Genomic DNA, 19683 nt, shown 5'->3' with positions numbered 1-19683 from the left:
GGGTTCCGATGGATCGAAGATTGTTCCTGAGCGGAATGCTTGGGCTTGCCGGGTCGGCCGCTCTGTTGAGTCTTGCCAAGCCGGGCCAGGCGCTCGCAGGCGTTCACCCTGGCGGAATTCTGGACGAACTCGACGACCGGCCGCTCGCCGATGGCAGCGACTCGGCCACGGTTGAAGAGGCCCAGTACGACCCCTACTACCGTCGCCGCCGGCCACCGCCACGGCGGCGCCGCAGGCGCCGGGTGTGGAGAACCGTCTGCCGCCGCTACTGGCGCCACGGCCGCTGGCGCAGGCGCTGCTACCGCCGCCCCGTCTGGGTCTGGTATTATTGATAGCGCTCGATGACGAAACCCCGGCCTGGTGCCGGGGTTTTTCTTAGCCTTGGATGCGTCAGGACGAAGCCAGGCGACCGCAACCTGCACGGCATAGCGGCCGGCAATCAGCGCCCGGACACCACGTCGGCCGAGAATCTCAGTTCGCGCAGCGGGCGAACCTTGCGGGTCGTGTCGTCGTAGAGCGGATGGGCCTTGTAGGCCGCCAGCGCAGCCTGATCCTCGAACTCGGCATAGACGACGAGGTCGATTTCGTCCGAAAGCGGATCGACCCTGGTGTTCGGGACGACCTCGAAGAAGCTTGAGTGTGGAATCTCACCCAGGGCCAGCAGTTTCTGGCGGACCTCCTCGACATCCTGCTTGCGCTTGACGCTGAAGAAAACGATGTGCCGGATCAAGCCAGCCTCCTTGCCGCGCCAGGTTTTGCCAGGCGCGCAGATTCGAAAAATCGCTGTCAGGGCCGGTTTCTTGACCGCCGAAGGCGTGCGCGTCAACCGTTACGCGGGAGCGTGAGAGGGATCATGCGCGCGGAATTCGCTCAGCCCGTCACATATGAGACGATATGTCTCGTGCTTCGCACGCCGGCATCCAGATAGCGGCCCTGATTGTAGAGACCGTCCCAGATCAGGAAAAAGGCAATGCCAACAATGACGATGACGTAGCGCATGGCCTAGCGCTACCGCACTTTTTCGATCAAGGCTACCGGCACCGTGCTTGCGCCATGCAGGCCCGGCCGATTTTCGCGCAAATTGCCGTGCCCCGGCTGCTTCATTGCGGCATCATGCGTCCGAGTCGCCTTCGCGTGTCGGTATTCGGCAAGCGATTGCGCCTCGGCGGGAGCAGTCTGCGAAAATCGAGGTGCCGGAAATGAACGCAAGCCAAATCGGCGGAGCCGAAAAAGACCTGGACTGGAGCGAGATCAGGCTCTGGCGCAAGAGCGAACGCGAACGGCTGATCGCCGCCCGGCTGGCCGTGTCTGCCGACGCGCGCGCGAACATGTCGGCCCGGATCGCCGAACGGCTCGATGCCGAGATCGGCGACGTCAAGGGCCGGCTGGTCAGCCTCTACTGGCCGTTCCGGGGCGAACCGGACCTGCGGCCCTGGCTCGCCTCGGTCAACGAGCGCGGTGGCCGTACGGCGCTGCCGCTCGTGGTCGAGAAGGGCCGACCGCTGGTGTTCCGCGCCTATGCGCCCGGAGACAGGCTGGAAAAGGGCGTCTGGAACATACCGATCCCGGCCGCGGGGGAGCCGGTATTTCCCGATATCGTGATTTCGCCGATCGTCGGCATCGACAGGCGGAACTACCGCCTCGGCTACGGCGGCGGCTTCTACGACCGCACTTTGGCTTCGATGCCGACCAAGCCGCTCGTCATCGGCGTCGGCTACGGCCTGCAACACATAGACACCATCCACCCGCAGGCACACGACATTCCGATGGACCGCGTGGTGACCGTCACTGAGTGAGCCTGTTCACGCCATCTCCGGCTTCAGACCCATGGCCGTGCGATCGATGATCTCGCGCAGCGCGAAGGACGAATTGATCTTCGTCACATGCGGCATGGCCGACAGCCACTCCTTGTGGATGCGTTCGTAGTCGGCCAGATCCTTGGCTGCGATGCGCAATATGTAGTCGTATTCGCCTGACATCAGGTGGCACGACAGCACGTTGGGGCAGCGTTTGATCGCGGTCTCGAAGTCCGAAAGCGTCTTTTCGAACTGTCCCGACAGCGATATGTGCACGATCACCGTCATCTGGTGCCCGAGCGCCGTGTTCGACAACCGGGCGTGATAGCCCCGGATCGTTCCCGATTTCTCCAGATTGTCCAGGCGCCGCGAACAGGCCGATTGCGACAACCCCACCTTCTCCGCCAGGGCCGCATTCGGGATACGGCCATCCTTCTGAAGCGTATCCAGAATGGCGATATCGATCCTGTCCAGCGGCATTTTTCGTGATTCCTGCGAAGATTTGTTCATTTTGCGCAAAAAATATCGACCGACGCATCTGCGCGCAAGCGTATTCGCAAACACTTTCCGGCGGTTCCGTGCTTGAATTCTTTCCCCGCAAATTCACGCCGGCGATGCCGGGAGGAGAATGAGAATGCGTGTCGGGTGCCCCAAGGAAATCAAGAACCACGAATACCGCGTCGGCCTGACCCCCGGCTCGGTACGGGAATATGTCGCCCACGGCCACGAGGTGCTGGTTGAGACCGGCGCGGGCGCAGGCATCAGCGCTGACGACAATGCCTACCGCGCCGCCGGCGCCGTCATCGCCAAGACGGCGGCCGAGGTATTTGCAAAGTCGGACATGATCGTCAAGGTCAAGGAGCCGCAGCCGCAGGAGTGGGCGCAGCTGCGCGAAGGCCAGATCCTGTACACCTATCTCCATTTGGCGCCCGACCCGGAACAGACCCGCGGCCTGCTCGCTTCCGGCGTCACCGCGGTCGCCTATGAGACCGTCACCGACGAGCGCGGCGGCCTGCCCCTTCTGGCGCCCATGTCGGAAGTTGCGGGACGGCTTTCCATCCAGGCGGGCGCCACGGCGTTGCAGAAGCCGAATGGCGGACGCGGCGTGCTGCTCGGCGGCGTGCCGGGCGTGCCGCCAGGCAAGGTGACGGTGCTGGGCGGCGGCGTCGTCGGCCTGCATGCCGCGCGGATGGCGGCAGGCCTCGGCGCAGACGTCACCATCATCGACCGCTCGATCCCGCGCCTGCGCCAGCTCGACGACATTTTCGGCGGCCGCGTCAACACGCGCTACTCGACCGTCGAAGCGCTGGAGGAGGAGTGCTTTTCCGCCGACGTGGTCGTCGGAGCCGTCCTCATTCCCGGTGCGGCCGCGCCGAAGCTGGTGACGCGCGAAATGCTGTCCGGCATGAAGAAGGGCGCGGTGCTGGTGGACGTCGCCATCGACCAGGGCGGCTGCTTCGAGACCTCGCATCCCACCACGCATGCCGACCCGACCTATGAGGTGGACGGCATCATCCATTATTGCGTGGCCAACATGCCGGGCGCCGTGCCGATCACATCGGCTCACGCGCTGAACAACGCGACATTGCATTACGGCCTGCAGCTTGCCGACAAGGGCCTGAAGGCCCTGACGGACGATCCGCACTTGCGCAACGGCCTGAACGTCCACAAGGGACGGATCACCAACCGCGCGGTGGCCGAGGCGCTCGGCTACGAGATGGCGGAGCCGAAGGCCGTGCTCGCCGCCTGATTTCGCGCCGCCCGTCGAAGCGTACCTGCCGCTTGCCGGCAGCGGCGGCCCGCTGAAATCAGGACAACAAAAAAGCGGGGTTTTTACCCCGCTTCCTCGTCTGTCGGGACCGTCGCCGGTACATCCGCGGTCGATCAATCCTTCGACATGTCCGTGCTACCATTCGAATGTTACGGCAGCACGACAATCGCCAATTATCTTGCGCCGCGTTTGGTTAACCAATCGTTAACGGCAACTCGATCTATTCCATCAACGCATCGAGGCCGCGCACCAGTCCCTTGAATTCCCCGACACGGCGGATGGCGAGCAAGGTACCGGCCACATAGGGCGCGGCCGAAGAGCCGGCGTCGTGGCGGATGGTCAAACGCTCGTCGGGCAGGCCGAACAGGGCCTCACAGGACAGGATGAAGGACGGCAGGCGGATGGCATGTACCTGCACCCCCTCGCCCGCCCCGACCGCAGCGCCGCGCGTTCCCGGCACGCCGGAAACCTCTGCCACCGGACGGGCGGTCGAAGGCTTGCGCGTCTCGGCCAGTGCCTCGGCGAGTTCCCGCGCCGTGCCTGAAGGTGCGTCGGGCTTCTTGGCGCTGGCATAGTCGACGACCTCGACGTCGGGCACATATTTCGCGGCCATCAGCGCGAAACGCTTCAGCAGCGTGGCCGTGATCGAGAAATTGCCCGCAGCGAGCACGCCGACGCCGTTGGCCCTCGCGGCAGCGTCGATCTCGGCATAGTCGCCCGCGCCGAGGCCGGACGTGCCGATCACCATATTCCGGCCGCTGGAAACGGCCAGCAGCGCATGTTCCTTGACCGCGCCGGGCTTGGTGTAGTCGACCACCACGCCGGACGGCGCCGCCAGCGCCTCGGCCAATGTGGCGGAAACGGCGACGCCAACCGCCTGCCCGCCCGTGACGGTGCCGGCATCCTGCCCCGCAGCGCTGCGCGACACCGCGCCGGCAAGCGCCATGTCCTCTTGCGCAACGATCGACGGAATCAATGCCTTGCCGACCCAGCCGGTCGCTCCGGCCATCACCACGCGTATCGTCATTTCACGGCTCCTTCGTTTCCGACCTACGGGAAACGAAGATGGCCCGGCTCGTCAAGACTGGACGGCCGGGCCGCAGGACCGATGCTTGATGCAACCCGGCGCGTCAGCGGATGAAACCGTCCAGCCGGCGCAGGGTGACGCGGCGGTTGCGCCAATTTTCGTTCTGCGTCGGCACCAGCAGGAACTCCTCGCCGTAGCCTACAGTCTCCAGAGCCCGCGGCGGGATGCCGAACTCGCGCACCAGAACGTGCTTCAGCGAGCCGGCACGACGCTCCGACAATATCTGGTTGGAGCCGGCCGAGCCCACGGCGTCGGTATGGCCCTCGATCAGGACCTGTGCGCGCGGGTTGCGCCGCAGCACGCGGCGCAGGCCGTCGGCGATGTTCTCCACCTTGTCGTACTGGGACGGCAGCACTTCCGCCGAACCGAAGGCGAAGTTGATCGACTGGATGTCGATGGACGGCGCGGCGCGGCGCAGGTCCGGGCGCCGCTTGAATTCGCGGATGGTCACGCGCTCGTTGGGCCTCAACCGCATGCGCGGCGCGGCGTCGAGCTGGCGTTCGATCTGCGCGCCCGAGGGCGTCGTCGCCTGCGCCAGGGCCGCGCCCGGCATGACGAGCGCCGCGATCAGGCCGGCGGTGACGATACGACGATTCAGCATTCCTTCTCTCCTTCATCGACGGCTGTGCGCCGGGTTGATGTCGGAGCGGACCATTGCAGAGGCGAGGTGAAGGCGGAATGAACGGCGCGTTCAGGCAGGAGTGCTCAAGGACGCATGACACTGGCCATGCGCTCGGCAAAGGGCAGCGGCCGGACGATTTCCTTCTTCTGCGCCACCGGCCGGAAGCCGAGCTTCTGGTAGAGCGGCAAAGCGGCCGGGTGGTCGAGCGTGCAGGTCTGCACGGTGACGCGCCGGGGCTTGTGCGACCAGCAGGCTTCGATGGCAGCGCCCAGGAACCAGCGGCCGAGCCCCTGCCCGGTCGCATGTTCCATCATGCCGAAATAGGCCAGTTCCGCCGTGTCCGGCAGGTGCGGCTTGACATCGAAGAAACCGGCCGGGGCGCCGTCGAGATAGAGCACCCGAATGTCGCGGTCCTCACGGTGGAGGGTGGCCGCGAGTTCCTCGTCGTCGAGCCGCAGCACGTTCACCCAGTGCCATTTGCGGCCGACCCGATCGGTGAGATAGCGGTAGAAATGAAGCGGGATGTTCTTCGTCTTCAAAAGCGCGATCTGCCGGCCGTAAGGCAATGGCGGATAGTAGGCAGGCGGAGCGTCCATCTCCAGGAACGTCACCGTGACCTCGATCTGCTCTGGCACTCCGTTTTCCATACGCTTCATTCCTTGCCGGTGACGACAGGCGTGTCGGACAGCGCGCCCCATTCGGCCCAGGACCCGTCGTAGAGCCTGTTGTCGGTGTGGCCCAGCGTTTCCAGCGCCAGGGTGATCGCCGCGGCCGTCACGCCCGAACCGCAGGAGGTGACCACCGGCTTCGACAGGTCGATGCCGGCATCCTCGAACAGCTTGCGCAGCCTGGCCTTCGGCAGCAGGGCACCGTTTTCCGCCAGCGAGGATACCGGGATGTTCTTCGCACCGGGCATGTGGCCCGATCTCATTCCCGCGCGCGGTTCCGGCTCCGTGCCGGAAAAGCGGCCCGCGGAGCGCGCATCGGCAATCTGGCTTTGCCCCGTGTCCACGATCCGGCGCATTTCGGCCAGATCGACAACGCGCTCGGCATCGAAATCGGCATGGAACACGTTGGGGGCGACCTTGGTGGGCTCGGAGGTCACCGGCCGGCCCTCGGCTTTCCAGCGGTCGAACCCGCCATCCAGAATGTAGGTCTGGAACACGCCCATCACGCGGAACATCCACCAGGCGCGCGGCGCCGAGAACAGGCCCGGCCCATCATAGACCACGATGGTGTCGTCGGCGGAAATGCCGAGCGGGCCGACGAACTGGGCGAATTCGAGCGGATCGGGCAGCGTGTGCGGCAGCGGCGAATCCTTGTCCGAAATGGCATCCTGGTCGAGGAACACGGCGCCCGGAATATGGGCAGCCTTGTATTCGGCCGCGCCGTCGCGCTTCTGCGCGGGCAGATACCAGGACGCATCCACGATGCTCAGGCCCGGCTGTTCAAGCCGCTGCTGGAGCCAGTCGCCATCGACGGTGAAAGGGCTATCCTCTGCCATTGCGTCCTCCCTGGACAAACGTCGCGTCAAGCAGCCGGCAGCGGCCCGAAGCGGATACGGAAGCGCCGGTTCTCGCGGCCCTTCTTTTCGATCTTGCCGATGTGGATCTGGCCAACCTCGCCGGTGCGGGCGACATGCGTGCCGCCGCAGGGCTGGCTGTCCACCACCGCGTTTTCGCCGATGCAGACCAGCCGGATACGGCCCGTGCCGCTCGGCGGGCGCACGTTCTTGGACTTCACCAGCCCGGGATTGGCGGCGAATTCCTCGTCGGTGATCCAGCGGATGAACACCGGATGATCGGCATTCACCAGTTCGATCAGTTTGCCGGTGACGTCTTCCTTGGTGTAGCCGGCATCCTGAATATCGAAATCGACGCGGGAATCGTCCACCGCGACGGAAGCGCCCGTGATCGGAAACGGACAAACGACGCTGAGCAGGTGGCAGGCCGTGTGCATGCGCATCAGCAAGTGGCGGCGATCCCAGTCGATGACGAGCCTGAGCCGTTCCCCCACCGACGGCACCGGCTGCTCCGGAGCCGGCACGTGGATGATCTCGTCCTTGGTCTCGCCGGTGACGGTCGCGGCGATGGCAATGCGGCTGCCGTCGGCCCGCTCGAAATGACCCGTATCGCCGGGCTGGCCGCCGGAGGTGGCGTAGAAAATCGTGCGGTCGAGGATGACGCCGCCGCGCTCGTTGATCGCGACGACCTCGGCCTCCGCCGTTCGCAGATAGGAATCGTCGCGAAACAGCGCCTGCGTCGTGGACGCCATCAGGGCACCTGCTCGAACGGCACGGATATTTCGCTGCGGGCCTCCATCCAGCCCGGCACCGGCAGGTTCTTCTCGCGCAGGAAGGCCGGGTTGAACAGCTTCGACTGGTAGCGCGTGCCGTAGTCGCACAGCATGGTCACGATGGTGTGCCCGGGGCCGAGTTCGCGCGCCAGGCGGATGGCGCCGGCGATGTTGATGCCGGTCGAGCCGCCGACGCAGAGCCCCTCCTCCTGGATCAGGTCGAAAATGATCGGCAGCGCATCCTCGTCCTGGATCTGGTAGGAGAAATCCGGCGCGAAGCCCTCGAGATTGGCGGTGATGCGGCCCTGCCCGATGCCTTCGGTGATGGAAGTGCCTTCGGACTTCAGTTCGCCCGCTGTGTAGAAGCTGTAAAGGGCGGCGCCCATGGGATCGGCCAAAGCTACCTTCACGTCCTTGCTGCGGGCGCGCAGCCCCGCCGCGACACCGGCCAGCGTGCCGCCGGAGCCGACCGCGGACACGAAACCGTCGACGCGGCCGCCGGTCTGCTCCCAGATCTCCTCGGCCGTGGTGCGGGCGTGCCCGTCGCGATTGGCGACGTTGTCGAACTGGTTGGCCCAGACCGCGCCGTTCGGCTCGCTTCTGGCCATCTGCTCGGCCAGCCGGCCGGAGAGCTTCACATAGTTGTTCGGGTTCCTGTAGGGGACGGCCGGCACCTCGATCAGCTCGGCGCCGAGAAGACGAATGGTGTCCTTCTTCTCCTGGCTCTGCGTCTCGGGGATGACGATGACGGTGCGGTAGCCCAGCGCCTTGGCCACAAGGGTAAGGCCGATGCCGGTGTTGCCCGCCGTTCCTTCCACGATCACGCCGCCTGGCTTCAGCAGTCCGCGGCGCTCGGCATCGCTGATGATGAACAGCCCTGCCCTGTCCTTCACCGACTGGCCGGGATTCATGAACTCGGCCTTGCCGAGGATCTCGCAACCGGTTTCCTCCGAAGCGCGTTTCAACCTGATCAGCGGTGTATTGCCGATCGCTTCGATAACAGAACCGTACATCATGGGAATCCTTCAGAAAGTTCGACGAAACCCTAGAAACGCACGGCCCGGCTTTCAAGGCAGGAAATGGCCTGGACCATTCGCATTTCGGGTGAACGCGGCCGCGGCGAGGACGCGCAAATTCGCACATGCGTCGCAAAACGCCCTTCCTTTTCGGTTTTCTGCCCGTTAGGTCGTGGATCGAGGGCAGAAATCGGGACGTCATGACGCTTTATCGGGCCAATCCGAAAGATGGTGTCGCCTGGATCACCGGCGGCAGCTCAGGAATAGGCAGGGAACTGGCGAAGGAACTCGCGGCCCAGGGCTTCCGGGTCGCCGTGACGGCTCGCGAGGAAGATTGCATCGACACGCTGGTATCGGAATGCGCGGGCCTGCCGGGAAGCGTCCTGTCCTTCGCCTGCGACGTGACCGACGAGCGGGCGATGGCCGAAACCGTCGCGGTCATCGAAGCCAAGGCCGGCCCCATCGTGCTCGCCATCTTCAACGCCGGCGCCTTCGTTCCGGTCGTCGGCGACAATCTTTCGGTGCGCAAGTTCCGCCGCAGCTTCGACGTCAATGTCATGGGCGTGATGAACGGCCTTGTGCCGACGGTGAAATGCATGCGCTCGCGCGGGCGCGGCCATATCGTCATGGTCGGCTCCATCAGCGCCTATTTCGGCTGGCCGACCACCGCCGCCTACGGCGCCACCAAGGCCGCGATCAATGCGATAGCGGAATCGCTGAAATTCGACTTCGACAAGATCGGCATCCGCATCCAGGTGATGAATCCCGGTTTCATCGACACGCCGCTGACGCGCGCCAGCGGCGTGCGCCTGCCGGCGCTGATGCCGGCGCCGGTGGCGGCGAAGCGTGCGCTGGAAGGCATCCAGCGCGGCGGCTTCGAAGTCACCTTCCCGCGCCGCCTCACCTGGAGCCTGAAGCTGCTCAGCATGTTGCCGCGGCCGTTCTGCCTGTCGGTGATCGGCCGCCTGACGAAATGGAAGCAGCGCCCGCTGAGCTTCGGGCGCCGGATTGCGCCCGGCAGTCGCTTGCCGGAACCGGCAAGCGCACCCGAGCGCGCCGAGTAGGCGTTAAGCGGCCCGCGCCTGACGGTTGCGGTTGCCGAAACGGCGCTTGCCGCGGAACGGCTTTGCGCCCTCGGGTTTGCGCTCCCGGTTCGGCTTGCCGGCGAAGACTTTCTCGCCAGACGGTTTTGCACCGGCCGGTTTCGTGCCCGAAGGCTGACCGGCGCCGGCCGGCTTGGCGCCGAAGCGCTTCTTGCCGAAGCCGTCGCGCTTGCGCTCCTGCGGCCTGCCGTCACGGGATTCGCCCCGATCATTGGCGGGTTCCTGCGCCCGTTCATGCTGGCGCGGCTCGCGCTGCGGATCGGGGCTGCCCAGATGATCGGCGATGACCGGCAGCTTCATGCGGATGATGCGCTCCACCTGCCGCAACTTGCCGTTCTCCGACGGGTCGACCAGCGTGATGGCCACGCCGTCGGCGCCGTTGCGTCCCGTACGGCCGATGCGGTGCACATAGCTTTCCGCCTCGTCCGGCAGGTCGAAATTCACCACATGGCTGATGCCCGGCACGTCGATGCCGCGTGCGGCGATGTCGGTTGCCACCAGGATGCGCACGGAGCCGTCGCGGAAGCCGTTCAGCGCCTTCTGGCGCGCGTTCTGCGACTTGTTGCCATGGATCACGGCGGCCTCGAAGCCATCGCGTTCCAGATCCTTGGTGACGCGGTCGGCGCCGTGCTTGGTGCGGGCAAAGACGATGACGGAACTCATCGCCTCGTCGGTCAGCATCCTCGAAAGCACCTGCCGCTTCTGCTTCGTACGGGCAAAGACGACTCCCTGCGATATCTCGGCGGCCGTCGTGCTCTGCGGCGACACTTCCACGCGCAAGGGGTTCTGCAGCAGGCTCTTGGCCAGTTCGGCGATCTCGTCGGGCATGGTCGCGGAAAACAGCGCCGTCTGCCGCCCGGGATGCGTGGCCTTGGCGATGCGCCGCACATCGTTGATGAAGCCCATGTCGAGCATGCGGTCGGCCTCGTCCAGAACCAGCCAGGTGGTGTCGGACAGGTTTATGTCCTTCTCGCGCACCAGATCGGTCAGGCGGCCCGGCGTGGCGATAAGGACATCGACGCCCGGCGCGATGCGCTTGACCTGGCTATAGCGGGAGACCCCGCCAAGCACCAGGGCGGTGGAAATATGAGCGCCCTTGGCCAGCAGCTTGATCGTGTCCTCGATCTGCACCGCCAGTTCGCGGGTCGGCGCAAGGATGAGCGCGCGCGCCGTCTTCGGCCGGCGCTTGGTGCCCAAGGCGATGATCTTCGACAGGATCGGCAGGGCGAAGGCCGCCGTCTTGCCCGAACCCGTCTGGGCGATGCCAAGGATGTCCCGGCCTTCGAGCTGAGCCGGAATGGCCTGCTCCTGAATGGGCTTCGGCTCGGTGAAGCCGGCGCCAAGGGTGGCCTTCAGAAGCTGGCCGGAAATTCCGAGCTTGGCGAAACCGTTCTGTTCCGCATCGTTCGGCTTGATGTTTTCGTTGGTCAAAATTCTTCTTCTTTCACGCGGCCTTGGCCGCAAGCATGAGTGCGGCGGGGCGCAACCCGCCGTAAAAATATGTTGGAAAACGACAAGGCGGCGGATCTAACGGATCCGCACGGCTGCGCTGTCGTGCCCGCCGGCCTCATGCCGCGGGGCTTCGCCGCTTTGCCGGAAATCCGGCAAAGGGGAACAGACGCAACCAGTCTCGATCTTGGAGAAAGCCGGAATCCTGCCCGGCCCAAGCGCCTATGGCACGCATATGGAGGAGTTCGGGCCGGAAAGCAAGCCGCTTATGTTGCAATGCAGCAATGCAGGGGCAGCAACACCAGCCGAAAGCCGCGCTTGCGCCCGCCATTCCATATGGCTACCAAAACAGAGCTTTTCCGCAGGGGATCCATCCGATGAAGGACGTGCTGAAGGAACTCGAGCGCCGCCGCGAAGTCGCGCGCATGGGCGGCGGCAAGACCCGCATCGAGGCCCAGCACAGGAAAGGCAAGCTCACCGCCCGCGAACGCATCGATATATTCCTGGACGAAGGCTCGTTCGAGGAGTTCGACATGTATGTCGAGCACCGCTCGACCGATTTCGGCATGGAGAAGACCAAGATCGCCGGTGACGGCGTGGTGACCGGCTGGGGCACGGTGAACGGGCGGCCGGTCTATCTGTTCGCCAAGGATTTCACCGTCTTCGGCGGTTCCCTGTCGGAGGCGCATGCCGAAAAGGTGGTGAAGGTGCAGGAGATGGCGCTGCGCAACCGCGCTCCGATCATCGGCCTGTACGATGCCGGCGGCGCACGCATCCAGGAAGGCGTGGCGGCTCTCGGCGGCTATGCCGAAATATTCCAGCGCAACGTGCTGGCTTCGGGCGTCATCCCGCAGATCTCGGTCATCATGGGCCCCTGCGCCGGCGGCGACGTCTACTCGCCGGCCATGACCGACTTCATCTTCATGGTGCGCGACACCTCCTACATGTTCGTCACCGGACCGGACGTGGTGAAGACCGTGACCAACGAAACCGTCACCGCCGAGGAGCTTGGCGGCGCGTCGGTCCACACGACCAGGTCGTCGATCGCGGACGGCGCGTATGACAACGACGTGGAAGCGCTGTTGCAGATGCGGCGTCTGGTCGACTTCCTGCCGGCGTCGAATACGGCCGAGATCCCCGAGATCGAGTGCTACCAGTCGGCCACGGAGCATGACATGTCGCTGGACCGGCTGGTCCCCGACAATGCGAACAAGCCCTATGACATCAAGGAGCTGATCCTCAAGACCGTCGATGAAGGCGATTTCTTCGAAATCCAGCCCAGTTTCGCGAAGAATATCGTCACCGGCTTCGGCCGCATCGAGGGCCGCACCGTGGGCTTCGTGGCCAACCAGCCGATGGTGCTTGCCGGCGTGCTGGATTCGGACGCCAGCCGCAAGGCCGCCCGCTTCGTGCGCTTCTGCGACTGCTTCAACATCCCGATCGTCACCTTCGTGGACGTTCCGGGCTTCCTGCCCGGCACCAGCCAGGAATATGGCGGCCTGATCAAGCACGGGGCCAAGCTCCTGTTCGCCTATGCGGAGGCGACCGTGCCCAAGGTCACGGTCATCACGCGCAAGGCCTTCGGGGGCGCCTATGACGTCATGGCTTCGAAGCATCTGCGCGGCGACATGAACTATGCCTGGCCGAGCGCACAGATCGCCGTCATGGGCGCCAAAGGCGCGGTCGAGATCATCTATCGCAAGGACATCGGCGACGCGGAAAAAATCGCAGCGCACACAAAGGCTTACGAGGACCGCTTCCTGTCGCCCTTCGTCGCCGCAGAGCGGGGCTACATCGACGAGGTGATCATGCCGCATTCGACGCGGCGCCGGGTCGCGCGGGCCCTACGGATGCTGCGCAACAAGGACCTGAAAAACCCCTGGAAGAAACACGACAACATTCCGCTCTGACGGCGGAGAAGCCGGACGGCGAAAGCTGCCCCGGCTGTTCACGGGCTGCGATCAGGCGGCGGCGCCGACCACCTCGTTATAGGTATCCAGGTCGAGATAGAAGACGCGGATGATCTCGGTGACCAGTTCCTCGTCCTCGTAGCCTCGCGACTTCAATATGTTGATCGCCGTCAGAATATCGACGCGCTCCGTCAGCCGTCGTTTTTGGTAGTCCTCCAGGAAACGTTCCATGAGCCATCCCCTTGCCCATTGCCTGATGTGCAGAACGACGCAAACATCGTGGGGATGCTAGAAACGGTCGCTTGCGCGGAACTTGCCGGCGGCTACGCCGTGTCCCGCCCCGTCTGCCCCCCCGACAGACTCACCCGGAAAAACGGCCGACTCACAAGGCCGGGGCAAGGATACAACGGTTCGCCATTTCAGCGACCGGGAACATTATGAGAATGGAATTTTCGGAAAGTCGAAAGTCTGTGCTACGCCAGTGACATATGAAGACTTCGACACAGCACCGGCCACCGGCCGGTCACAACGGCAGTTGCCATGACACGTTTTCTCTTTCCCCTCGCCGCTTTGATCTTGTCCGTTACGGGGCCGGCAGCGGCGAACATTGCGAACGGCAAGTTGCCGGATGGCTCCTATCGCTGCGAAGTCTACCTGCTCGGCACCTTCATGACGGTCGGAGACATCAGGATCAGGGGTGCTGTCTATAGCGGACCGGCCTTTTTCGGAGCCGCGCAGGCGCAGCAGGGCTACAATTACCAGATCAATCCGAACGGCGAGATCGCCTGGCTGGGTCCGCTCGGCGGCTTCACTTCAGGCGGCAACAGCGTGGTGCTGACCCAAATCACCGACGACCGCGACAGGACGGCGTCCTTCGATATCGTGATGCGCCAGCGGGACGGCGCGTTCACGGCTTTCACCTGCACGATCCGTTGAGCGGATCAGGCGGCATCCGCCACGACCGTTTCCAGGGCGAGCCGGGCCATGTTCGCGAACAGGCCCTGGCGTTCGGCGTAATCCGTCTCCTCTTCCGTGACCACGTTGTCGACCGCGGTGCAGATGGACAGCGCCCGAACCCGGAGATTGCGGGCCAGGCGATAAAGCGCGCTCGTTTCCATATCGACCGCCAGCGCACCCGCTGCCTGGACCCCGGCGAAGCGGGCGCGGCCGGCGGGATGATGGAATATGTCGCTGCAGGCTGTCAGCCCGACATGATGCGGGATTCCAAACCGTTGCGCCAATGCCCTCGCGCGCGCCAGCAGGATCGGATCGGGGCCGGAGCCCGGCGCATAGAGGCCGAAGACCTGTCCGCTGACGGCGTCCTCGCCCTGCACCGCCGCCGAAATCACCAGATCGCGCAGCGCCACCTCCGCCCGCAGCGCGCCGCATGTTCCGGTGCGGATCAGCCGGCTGGCGCCGTAGAAGGAGACAAGTTCATAGAGGTAGATCAGGAAAGACGACGCGCCAATGCCGGTGGACTGGACGCTGACCGGCAAGCCGCGATAGGTCCCGGTGAACCCGAGGGCGCCCCTGCGCCGATTGACGCATCGCGCGCCATTCAGGAAGGTCGCGGCCATCCATTCGGTGCGCTGCGGATCGCCCGCCAGCAGGACCGTCGCGGCATAGTCACCTTTGCCGGCTTCGATATGCGGCGACACCGAAGACCCCCAAACGGCTGAATCGAGCCGTGCGGACCACGGCCGGCAGCGTTTCACCTACGATCATGCCATGACGCGGCTGATGCGCAAGCGCCACATCGGCCGACTGGCCGGACCCTACGCCTCAAGCACTTCCTTCACGACCGTCGCCAGTTGCTTCAGCGAGAACGGCTTGGGCAGGAAACCGAACTGGGCGTCAGCCGGCAGGTTCTTGGCGAAGGCGTCCTCGGCGTAGCCGGACACGAAGACGAACTTGATGTTGGGCTCGCGCTTGCGCAGTTCCCCGAGCAGGGTCGGCCCGTCCATCTCGGGCATGACCACGTCGGAGACGACGATATCGACCTTGCCGCCGAGCGAATCGAACACCTCGAGCGCCTCGACGCCCGAAGAAGCCTCATGCACCGAATAGCCGCGCGAGGTCAGCGCCCTCACGCCGCCCATGCGCACGGCGTCCTCGTCCTCGACCAGAAGCACCGTCGCGGAACCGGACAGGTCCTTCCCGGCCGTCTCGGCCTTGGCAGCGGCCGGCGCGGCCTGGTCGCTCCGCGTCGCGGCTTCAGGCTTTGCTGAAGCCAGCTGCGCCTGCCCCGCCTGCGCGATATGGCGCGGCAGGAAGATGCGGAACACGCTGCCCTTGCCCACTTCCGAATCGCAGTAGATGAAGCCGCCGGTCTGCTTGATGATGCCATAGACCATGGAAAGCCCGAGACCGGTGCCCTTGCCCACTTCCTTGGTGGTGAAGAAGGGTTCGAAAATCTTCTTCAGCACGTCCGGCGGAATACCGCTGCCGGTATCCTCCACTTCCACGAGCACATAGTCGCCCGGCGCCAGTTCCCGATAGCCGTAGGCGGCGCATTGCTCCGTCGCCACATTCTTGGTGCGCACGGTGAGGTCGCCGCCGGAGGGCATGGCGTCGCGCGCATTGACCGCGAGATTGACCACCACCTGCTCGAACTGGCCGATATCGACCTTGACCGGCCACAGGTCGCGGCCATGGTCGACCTTGAGCCTGATATTGTTGCCGACGAGCCGCGTCAGCAGCATCCGCAGGTCCGCCAGCACATCGGTCAGGTTCAGCACCTCCGGCCGCAAGGTCTGCTTGCGCGAGAAGGCCAGCAGTTGCCGCACCAGCGAAGCCGCCCGGTTCGCGTTCTGCTTGATGTTCATGATGTCCAGGAAGGACGGATCGGACGGGCGGTGGTTCGCCAGCAGCAGGTCCGAGGCCATGATGATGGCCGTCAGCACATTGTTGAAATCGTGCGCGATGCCGCCGGCAAGCTGGCCAACCGCCTGCATCTTCTGGCTTTGCGCCATCTGGCCTTCCAGCGCCTTCTGCTCGGTCGTGTCGACCGCATAGACGATGGCCGCCTCCTCGGCGCCGTCGTTCGCCGTGCCGTCCGCCACGGCGTTGACATAGAAGCGCACGTGCCGCTCCTCGTCGTTCGGCAGCACGGTGTCGATCGGCGCGATGTCGGCCTGGCGCTGGCGGGCCTTGTCGAGCGCGGCGGCGAAAGCCGGCCGGTCGCGCTCGTGGATGACGGTGTCGAAGCGCACCCTGCGGTCGAGCGCGTCGCGATCCACCACCGACGAGAACAGCGACAGGAACGGCGCGTTGGTGCGCAAAATGCGCCCCTGGTGGTCGACGCCTGCTATCGCCATCGGCGTGGAGTTGAAGAAGCGCGTGAAGCGGATCTCGGAGGCCCGCAGATCCGCCGAAGCGTCTTCGCCCTGCGTGCGGTTCAGCACGATTGTGCGCGTCGGGCCGCTCACGCCGTCGCGGCTGGCGGAGACGCGATGCATGAAGCGCACCGGCAGCGCCTGCCCCGACATGGTGGTGAGGTCGAGGTCGATGACGGCGTTGCGGGTCGTGCCGGGGTCCGCGCGCACGGAGCGGATCAGCGCCATGCCGTCGCCGGCCACGATCTCCGGCAGGGTCACCGCGCCGGGCGTGAAGGAAGCCAGATCGATGCCCAGCCATTCGGCCAGGGTGGCGTTGAGATAGGTCACGCGGCCTTCCTGATCGGCGGAGAAGAACCCCGCCGGCGCGTGGTCAAGATGGTCTATGGCCTTCTGGAGGTCCAGGAAGAAGCGCTCCTGCTCGGCCCGTTCGCGGGAGATGTCGGCAAGCTGCCAGGCCGAGAGGGGCTGTCGTTGTCCCGGCGCCATGAAGCTGCGCGCCTGCACCCTGTACCAGCGCGCGCCGGGCTCCGCGCCCGGCCGGATCGACTGGGAAAGGCGGAATTCGCCGTCTCCCGGCTGACCGTCGCGCAGCCCCGAGGCCACGCGGTAAATGGTTGATGACGCTTCCGGCACGTCCGAAAGCAGCGCTTCGACCGTCTTGATTTCGGCGGCGGAAGCGGCGCCCGTCATGTCGGCATAGGCGCGATTGGCATAGATGACGCGCCCCTTGGCGTCGGAAACCAGAAGGCCCTGCGCCATCGAGTCGACGAAGGCCTTGGACAATTCGTCGCCCGTGGAACGCGGCGCCACCTGGATGAAGCCGATGGCGGTCGCGAACAGGAAGCCGACGCCGATCATGGCCAGGACGCCGAGCAGGCCGAGTAGGAACGGATCGCCGAAGCGCTCGCGGAAGATGGCGAACACCACGGCCGAGCAAGCCAGCACGACCATGAAGATGATCAGCCGAACGACCGCGCCGGGCCGGGCGCCCTGGTCCACCATCGGCACGGGATAGAAATCGCCGCCCGGTTCCTTGGCCATCTGCCTCTTGCTCACCAGTTCCTTGCCCCTTTCAGCCGCTCCGGTTGGATCACATTCTCCCTGTCCGGAAAAGGGCCGCAGCCTGCAAATGTCGGGAAAAACGGCCTCGCCGCCGAACGCGGCCATTCTCCTGTGTCGCATTGTTCACAATCACGGATGCCGCCTTGCCGCAGGCCGCCGCAACAGTCTAGTGTTCGCGGCATTCGGCGGATGGATGCTGGGGAAAAACGATGCAGGATTGGCTCGACGGCATGGGCGGCTCCGGTTATGCCGCCGCGCTTTTATGGACCTTCGCCGCCCTCCTCCTGCTGATCGTCGTGCTGATCGTCATAAGACTGATACGCAGCCTCACTTTCGGGACCTTCGTGGCCGGCGGCAGGAACCGCAAGACCCGCCTGGCGGTGATGGACGCGACGGCCGTCGACAGCCACCGCCGCCTCGTGCTGGTGCGCCGCGACGACATCGAACATCTGCTGCTGATCGGCGGGACGACCGACCTGGTGGTCGAGCGCGACATCCGGCTGGTGCCGGTGCGGCGTCCCGCGACGACGGGAGACGCCGGTCACCCGCAAGCGCAGGCCGGCTCCCCGGTTGCGCGTCCCCGGCCACAGAACCCGGCAGCCGCCATGCCTGCGCAATCTGCTCCCGCCAGGCAGCAGCCACAGGCGCCGCGACATGCCGAGCATTCCGCACAGGCAGCGCCCTCGATCGAGCCGATGTCACGTCCGGTCGCCTCACCGGTCGGCGCACCATCCGCGGCCAACCAACCTGTCAGGCAGCATGCCCCCTTGCCGGCCGCGCCGCTGCCGGTCGCGCCAGCCACGATCGACGAAGCGCTGCTGCGCGAACTCGAAGTGTCGCTCGACGAGCCGCCGGCAGTGGAACCGGCGGCCAAGACAGCCTCGCCGTCGCTCGACGACGAAATGGCGAAGTTGCTGGGCGAACTCGCAAACCACAAGAAGTGATCGGGACGCGGAAACCGCCGGCAAGCTCCGCAAGGCTTGATGCGACTGCCTTGCCGCAGTTGCCGATTGAGAAACGAAAAACGGCCGGTTTCCCGGCCGTTTTTGAAGCAAATCTCCGAATTCCTCAGTCGTCGCGATAGACTTTCTCGCGGCGCTCATGGCGTTCCTGGGCCTCGATCGACAGAGTGGCGATGGGACGCGCATCCAGCCGCTTGAGCGCGATCGGCTCACCGGTTTCCTCGCAATAGCCGTAGGTGCCTTCGTCGATCCGCTGCAGGGCGGAATCGATCTTGGAGATCAGCTTGCGCTGGCGGTCGCGTGCCCGCAGCTCGATGGCCCGGTCGGTTTCCGACGATGCGCGATCAGCCAGATCGGGATGATTCGCGTTTTCCTGCTGCAATATTTCGAGGGTCTCGCGCGCTTCGCGCAAAATGTCGTTTTTCCAGGTGACCAGCTTCTGCCGGAAGTAGGATTTCTGCCGCTCGTTCATGAACGGCTCGTCTTCGGAGGGTACGTAATCGGAAGCAATAATCTCGCTCATTCGACTCACCCGACAAACCCCAAATTTGGCGCCTATATATTCGCCGAGTGAAGGCTATACAAGCGTAAACCTCCGCACGCTCACGTATTTGTCAGCAATGCTCACCCGTGTCGGTTGCAAACGCTCGCGCCGCAAGGGGCGCGGGCGGCGCGGCCCGCATGGCATTGCACCGGAGCGACCCGGCGGCTAGAGCTTGTATCGGCGGAACGGCGAAGTTGCCGGAGGTTGTTGCGGATGGCCAGGCTTTTTCTTCTCAGGCACGCCAAGGCCGGCTGGGCACCGCCCGGAACGCATGATTTCGACCGGCCGCTGGAGCCGGGCGGGGCGGCGGACGCGGAAGAAATGGGCCAGGCGATGCGGGCCGGCGGCTACGTGCCCGACATGACGCTCTGCTCCACGGCGCTGCGCGCCCGGCAGACGCTGGAAGGCGTGGCGATGCATGCCGATACGGGCCGCGTCGTCTATCTTCCCGCCCTCTACAGCGAAGACGCGGCCGGATACCTTTCCATCATCCGCGAAAATGGCGGCGACGGCTCGCTTCTCGTCATCGGCCACAATCCGATGATGGAAGATCTCGCCACCGCGTTTTCCGAGGAAGGCGACGAGGAGGCCCGGGCCATCCTCCACTACGGCTTTCCGACTTCCGGCCTTGCAATCATAGGTTTCGGAGGAAGCCTGAAGACCGCGGCGCCCGGCGAAGGCCATCTGGAGGCCTTCCTGACGCCAGCCAGGCCCTGAAAATCGCGGCG

General features: G+C 65.1%; 22 protein-coding genes. 8 read left to right on the top strand and 14 right to left on the bottom strand.

The features are described from left to right. Positions 1-8 precede the first annotated feature (8 nt). The gene (locus tag QU595_RS07140; RefSeq protein ID WP_315920146.1) at positions 9-332 is read left to right on the top strand and encodes a protamine-2 (modular protein); all 324 of its coding nucleotides are present in this window, start codon (positions 9-11) and stop codon (positions 330-332) included. Positions 333-439: 107 nt separating this feature from the next. Here the strand turns inward: QU595_RS07140 and QU595_RS07135 are convergent, their stop codons facing one another. Together QU595_RS07135 and QU595_RS07130 are read right to left on the bottom strand one after the other, a co-directional pair. Then, on the bottom strand, positions 440-730 hold the full coding sequence (locus QU595_RS07135) for a Dabb family protein (protein ID WP_315920145.1): 291 nt from the start codon (positions 728-730) through the stop codon (positions 440-442). Between the two features lie 140 nt (positions 731-870). Continuing rightward, a complete protein-coding gene (locus QU595_RS07130; RefSeq protein WP_315920144.1) occupies positions 871-999 on the bottom strand; it encodes a hypothetical protein in 129 nt (42 codons plus the stop codon). A 200-nt stretch (positions 1000-1199) separates the two neighbouring features. Here QU595_RS07130 and QU595_RS07125 point away from each other — a divergent pair, with 200 nt between their 5' ends. Next, positions 1200-1796: a 5-formyltetrahydrofolate cyclo-ligase gene (locus QU595_RS07125; RefSeq protein ID WP_315920142.1), complete on the top strand. Its 597-nt coding sequence runs from the start codon at positions 1200-1202 to the stop codon at positions 1794-1796. Positions 1797-1802: 6 nt separating this feature from the next. Here QU595_RS07125 and QU595_RS07120 read toward each other — a convergent pair whose 3' ends face one another. Continuing rightward, positions 1803-2276 (bottom strand): Lrp/AsnC family transcriptional regulator, encoded by a 474-nt coding sequence (locus tag QU595_RS07120; RefSeq protein ID WP_315920141.1) that lies wholly within the window; start codon positions 2274-2276, stop codon positions 1803-1805. A 154-nt stretch (positions 2277-2430) separates the two neighbouring features. On the opposite strand from QU595_RS07120, the gene ald reads away from it, so the two are divergent. Then, entirely contained in the window at positions 2431-3546 is a 1116-nt protein-coding gene (ald, locus tag QU595_RS07115; protein ID WP_315920140.1) for an alanine dehydrogenase, read from the top strand. A gap of 241 nt (positions 3547-3787) precedes the next feature. On the opposite strand, the gene dapB is transcribed toward ald, so the two are convergent. The 6 genes from dapB to QU595_RS07085 form a co-directional block, all read right to left on the bottom strand. Further along, the gene (gene dapB / locus QU595_RS07110; RefSeq protein ID WP_315920138.1) at positions 3788-4594 is read right to left on the bottom strand and encodes a 4-hydroxy-tetrahydrodipicolinate reductase; all 807 of its coding nucleotides are present in this window, start codon (positions 4592-4594) and stop codon (positions 3788-3790) included. Between the two features lie 103 nt (positions 4595-4697). Next, entirely contained in the window at positions 4698-5255 is a 558-nt protein-coding gene (locus QU595_RS07105; protein ID WP_315920137.1) for an OmpA family protein, read from the bottom strand. Positions 5256-5359: 104 nt separating this feature from the next. Then, positions 5360-5923 carry a GNAT family N-acetyltransferase gene (locus QU595_RS07100; RefSeq protein ID WP_315920135.1) on the bottom strand — a complete coding sequence of 188 codons (564 nt, stop codon included), beginning with the start codon at positions 5921-5923 and terminating at the stop codon, positions 5360-5362. Positions 5924-5928: 5 nt separating this feature from the next. After that, on the bottom strand, positions 5929-6780 hold the full coding sequence (gene sseA / locus QU595_RS07095; RefSeq protein WP_315920133.1) for a 3-mercaptopyruvate sulfurtransferase: 852 nt from the start codon (positions 6778-6780) through the stop codon (positions 5929-5931). A 26-nt stretch (positions 6781-6806) separates the two neighbouring features. After that, the gene (locus tag QU595_RS07090) at positions 6807-7550 is read right to left on the bottom strand and encodes an alanyl-tRNA editing protein (protein ID WP_315920131.1); all 744 of its coding nucleotides are present in this window, start codon (positions 7548-7550) and stop codon (positions 6807-6809) included. Next, the gene (locus tag QU595_RS07085) at positions 7550-8584 is read right to left on the bottom strand and encodes a cysteine synthase A (RefSeq protein WP_315920129.1); all 1035 of its coding nucleotides are present in this window, start codon (positions 8582-8584) and stop codon (positions 7550-7552) included. Before QU595_RS07085 ends, QU595_RS07090 begins: the two co-directional genes overlap by 1 nt. Before the next feature lie 203 nt (positions 8585-8787). On the opposite strand from QU595_RS07085, the gene QU595_RS07080 reads away from it, so the two are divergent. Continuing rightward, positions 8788-9651 (top strand): SDR family NAD(P)-dependent oxidoreductase, encoded by an 864-nt coding sequence (locus QU595_RS07080; RefSeq protein ID WP_315920127.1) that lies wholly within the window; start codon positions 8788-8790, stop codon positions 9649-9651. A gap of 3 nt (positions 9652-9654) precedes the next feature. Here the strand turns inward: QU595_RS07080 and QU595_RS07075 are convergent, their stop codons facing one another. Further along, positions 9655-11121, bottom strand: coding sequence for a DEAD/DEAH box helicase (locus tag QU595_RS07075; RefSeq protein ID WP_315920126.1), 1467 nt, complete (start codon positions 11119-11121; stop codon positions 9655-9657). A 395-nt stretch (positions 11122-11516) separates the two neighbouring features. Here QU595_RS07075 and QU595_RS07070 point away from each other — a divergent pair, with 395 nt between their 5' ends. Beyond that, a complete protein-coding gene (locus tag QU595_RS07070; RefSeq protein WP_315920125.1) occupies positions 11517-13049 on the top strand; it encodes an acyl-CoA carboxylase subunit beta in 1533 nt (510 codons plus the stop codon). A 51-nt stretch (positions 13050-13100) separates the two neighbouring features. Here the strand turns inward: QU595_RS07070 and QU595_RS07065 are convergent, their stop codons facing one another. Then, positions 13101-13280 (bottom strand): hypothetical protein, encoded by a 180-nt coding sequence (locus QU595_RS07065; RefSeq protein WP_315920124.1) that lies wholly within the window; start codon positions 13278-13280, stop codon positions 13101-13103. 309 nt (positions 13281-13589) lie between these two features. Between QU595_RS07065 and QU595_RS07060 the strand changes: the two genes are divergently transcribed. Continuing rightward, the gene (locus tag QU595_RS07060) at positions 13590-13985 is read left to right on the top strand and encodes a hypothetical protein (RefSeq protein ID WP_315920122.1); all 396 of its coding nucleotides are present in this window, start codon (positions 13590-13592) and stop codon (positions 13983-13985) included. Between the two features lie 5 nt (positions 13986-13990). On the opposite strand, the gene QU595_RS07055 is transcribed toward QU595_RS07060, so the two are convergent. Continuing rightward, positions 13991-14707: a purine-nucleoside phosphorylase gene (locus QU595_RS07055; protein WP_315920121.1), complete on the bottom strand. Its 717-nt coding sequence runs from the start codon at positions 14705-14707 to the stop codon at positions 13991-13993. Between the two features lie 117 nt (positions 14708-14824). Beyond that, positions 14825-17428 (bottom strand): cell cycle histidine kinase CckA, encoded by a 2604-nt coding sequence (gene cckA / locus QU595_RS07050; protein ID WP_315920754.1) that lies wholly within the window; start codon positions 17426-17428, stop codon positions 14825-14827. Between the two features lie 230 nt (positions 17429-17658). On the opposite strand from cckA, the gene QU595_RS07045 reads away from it, so the two are divergent. After that, the gene (locus QU595_RS07045) at positions 17659-18393 is read left to right on the top strand and encodes a flagellar biosynthetic protein FliO (RefSeq protein WP_315920119.1); all 735 of its coding nucleotides are present in this window, start codon (positions 17659-17661) and stop codon (positions 18391-18393) included. Positions 18394-18517: 124 nt separating this feature from the next. On the opposite strand, the gene dksA is transcribed toward QU595_RS07045, so the two are convergent. After that, positions 18518-18934 carry an RNA polymerase-binding protein DksA gene (gene dksA / locus QU595_RS07040; protein ID WP_315920117.1) on the bottom strand — a complete coding sequence of 139 codons (417 nt, stop codon included), beginning with the start codon at positions 18932-18934 and terminating at the stop codon, positions 18518-18520. 234 nt (positions 18935-19168) lie between these two features. On the opposite strand from dksA, the gene QU595_RS07035 reads away from it, so the two are divergent. After that, positions 19169-19672, top strand: coding sequence for a histidine phosphatase family protein (locus tag QU595_RS07035; protein WP_315920116.1), 504 nt, complete (start codon positions 19169-19171; stop codon positions 19670-19672). The last annotated feature ends 11 nt before the right edge of the window (positions 19673-19683 follow it).

The organism is Mesorhizobium sp. SP-1A (assembly GCF_032460275.1).
Classification (GTDB): Bacteria; Pseudomonadota; Alphaproteobacteria; order Rhizobiales; family Rhizobiaceae; genus Mesorhizobium.
The sequence above is the reverse complement of the archived record's forward strand: the minus strand, read 5'-3'. Positions and strand labels throughout refer to the sequence as shown.